This is a genomic window from Pontibacter sp. HJ8, assembly GCF_054824225.1.
The window spans coordinates 1-2,727 of sequence record NZ_JSYF01000359.1; the positions used below are offsets into that span (position 1 = coordinate 1).

Below are 2,727 nucleotides of genomic sequence, written 5' to 3' on the forward strand. Positions count from 1 at the left end.
ACTGCGAACAAGTGTAGCTTCTGATCTGCGTTTATAGCGGCCACCGCATTGTTATACCGGGAAGTGTTGTAGTAATAGTAGGTAAACAACCGCATATCCTGTCTGGCGATAGGCTTGTATTCCAAACCCGCCAGGTAGCCGTAATGCTCCCTGAAATCGTCTCCGATGTCGCTGTCTTCCCGGTGACTGGCCGTTTCGTAATATCCTTTGGCTGTGATGAACCACTTGGGTATAAACTCAAGATCTACCCGAAGTACAGCAGTTTTGTAATTGATGTCTTCCAGAAAGGACGGTGCAAAGGCCGGTAAGGGCGCCAGGTAGTTGTTGACAGCGGGTGATGCGATATTGGGATAGTCCACGTCCATGTTGGCGCTCTGCAGGTCCAGGTAGGCATTAAACCTTTCGAGTACAAACTTGTTGGCGATCGATACCGCATGGTCTGTTTTACCCTTGGCAAACTGCGAAATATTATAGCTGTAAAACGTCTGCCATTTATTATCGAACATGCTTCCCTGCCAGGTTACATACAAACCTAAAGGTGTTTTGGAGGGTTCCAACCCGTTTTTGGCGTAACCCGCCGAGTTATACATTGTATTGAAGTCCTGGTTGTAGGTATTGTGCAGCTGTAATTGGAGAGAGTGGTTTTCGGTAATATCGTACCCCAACTCCAATGCCAATAGAAACAGATTCAGTTGCTTACCCACATATTCGGTATATTGGTATTCAAACGTGGGGTTGGTATCGAACTCCCAGCTGCCCACATTCGCAGCCTGCTTTCCTGCTGTCAGGTGCCACTTCTTCTCGGTACCAAAACGGTAGGTAACATTGGCATGGTCGACTGAGCTGGGCGCATTATCTAAACTGTTCGGAGCAAAACTTCTGTTGAGCCGGTACCTGATCCGAAAGCTCAGATCCGGCGTGATGTCTCCCCTCAGCTCAATGCGCGCTTCGTTTGTCTTAATCGACGACTGGTTAGAAGAACCACTCGGAAACTCTGCTGAGCTTCGGAAAAGAAAGTTCAGGTCTATTCTTTTGCTCAGTTCCGCTAATTTGCTGGCTGAAGGTAGTTGCGTGACCGGATTGTTACTGGAACTTGTGCTATCCATAGCACTCTTCCTGATCTCGGAGTCTTGAGCAAATAAAGAATGCGCTATAAGGAGTTGGGCAATAATAAAGAGGCAACATTTATTCATAAAAATGATAGTAGAAAAACAATCCTGTACAGCCGTAAATCCCGCCACATGTTTCCTTAGGAATTAAATTGCAGATGAAACAGTATTGAGAACAGAAATTGGAATCCGCTACTGTTATCTTATTTGTCCTAATCTTCCCTATGATCGTCCGCCCTATGGCACAATCCTCCCGATCCGATGCCATTGCTTCTGACTTCCGATTTTATCTTCCTGATAACTCTTGTTAAGAAATAATCTTTGTTTACGTAATCGGAGATAGGTAGAATACCGGAGAGCAGGATTGCTTCTTATTTGGTGTGTTTTTCTTTTGCCTGCCGTTGTTGGTTTTAACACCAGCTACTTCTACCAGCGCAGGTATGGGCGCTTTATTCCCAGCGATCACAGGAAGGGTGGTGCCAGATTCTTTCACACACGGCACCTCAGCCCAGAGAGTCCGCTGGTTAAGGAAAGGCTTCGAGACAGGTGACGTGTCACAGGGTTATACCTTTAACGCTACACAGGTATAGCGCAACAGCTTTAGCTCTATACCAGTAGCAAAACAAAAAGCCTCTCCATTTCCGGAGGGGCTTTTATTTAACTCAATTGTTTTGTTGGTTACAAGGAGTTCAGTACCTCCGGTACATTGTGCTGGGCTGAGTTTACCAAGGGGGACACCGGGTAAGCTTTCATTTCATTTGAATCGTAAGGCTTGAGCATCGAAAGCAACTCTTCCTGCGATTCATGTGCATCCAGCCAGAGTTCTTCTGTTTCCGGTGAAAGGATGACAGGCATGCGGTCATGGATCGGCTTCACCAGCTCATTGGCCTCGGTAGTGATAATGGTATAGGTATGCAGGATCTCACCTGTACTTTTATCCAGCCACTCATCCCAAAGACCTGCAAAGCTGAAGGTATCTTCCGCCTTCAGTACGATGCGGTAGGGAACCTTGCCATGTTCCGTTTTCTGCCATTCAAAAAAACCATCAGCGGGCACGAGGCAGCGCTTCGAGTTCAGCAGTTTGCGGAAAGAGGGTTTTTCAGCAAGCGTTTCTGCCCGGGCATTGATTGCCCGCTTCACCGCTTTTTCATCCTTCGCCCAAAAAGGCTGCAGGCCCCAGGAAAAGAACTGGACGGCATCAGGCTGCCCGTTCGTCACAACGGGCAGATTCTGTGAAGGTGCCGCATTGTAATGCGCGTCTTTCAGGCTTTTGGCCAACAGCTTAGCTGCTTTTGAGTTTCCCTTCGCTTTAGGTAGTACCGAGTATCTGCCGCACATGGTGAAAGAGTCGTTAGTATGACTCTTTTTAGTACGATTTTGGAGGTATAATAGCTATCAGGAATTCTATGCTTTGACGATGAGATAATAAAATACGGGCAAGTACTTTTCCTGATGGTGCCAGAGTCATTGACACACAGCACCTCTGCCCAAAGAGTCCGCTGGTTTAGGAAAGGGTATGAAACAGGCGATGTGTCACAGGACGATACCTTTAATGCGACACAGTTATAGATCAAAAGCATATACCTGAAGCAAAACAAAAAGCCTCTCCATTTCCGGA

The 2,727-nt window shown here is 46.9% G+C and carries 4 protein-coding genes and 1 pseudogene; 2 read left to right on the forward strand and 3 right to left on the reverse strand.

The window, feature by feature from the left end; all coding sequences use genetic code 11:
- Together OB13_RS15390 and OB13_RS15395 are read right to left on the reverse strand one after the other, a co-directional pair.
- A partial coding sequence (locus OB13_RS15390) for a porin (protein WP_461491062.1) occupies window positions 1-1,106 on the reverse strand: 1,106 nt, incomplete at its 3' end.
- Window positions 1,107-1,434: 328 nt separating this feature from the next.
- Complete coding sequence (locus tag OB13_RS15395; RefSeq protein WP_461491065.1) at window positions 1,435-1,602, reverse strand: hypothetical protein; 168 nt, start codon at window positions 1,600-1,602, stop codon at window positions 1,435-1,437.
- Between OB13_RS15395 and OB13_RS15400 the strand changes: the two are divergent.
- A pseudogene (locus tag OB13_RS15400) lies at window positions 1,574-1,699 on the forward strand (neutral zinc metallopeptidase); the annotation flags it as partial. The gene OB13_RS15395 and the pseudogene OB13_RS15400 sit on opposite strands and share 29 nt — an antisense overlap.
- An 88-nt stretch (window positions 1,700-1,787) precedes the next feature.
- Here the strand turns inward: OB13_RS15400 and OB13_RS15405 are convergent.
- Window positions 1,788-2,447: an SOS response-associated peptidase gene (locus OB13_RS15405; RefSeq protein WP_461491063.1), complete on the reverse strand. Its 660-nt coding sequence runs from the start codon at window positions 2,445-2,447 to the stop codon at window positions 1,788-1,790.
- A 63-nt stretch (window positions 2,448-2,510) separates the two neighbouring features.
- On the opposite strand from OB13_RS15405, the gene OB13_RS15410 reads away from it, so the two are divergent.
- Window positions 2,511-2,678, forward strand: coding sequence for a neutral zinc metallopeptidase (locus OB13_RS15410; protein ID WP_461491064.1), 168 nt, complete (start codon window positions 2,511-2,513; stop codon window positions 2,676-2,678).
- Window positions 2,679-2,727 lie beyond the last annotated feature (49 nt).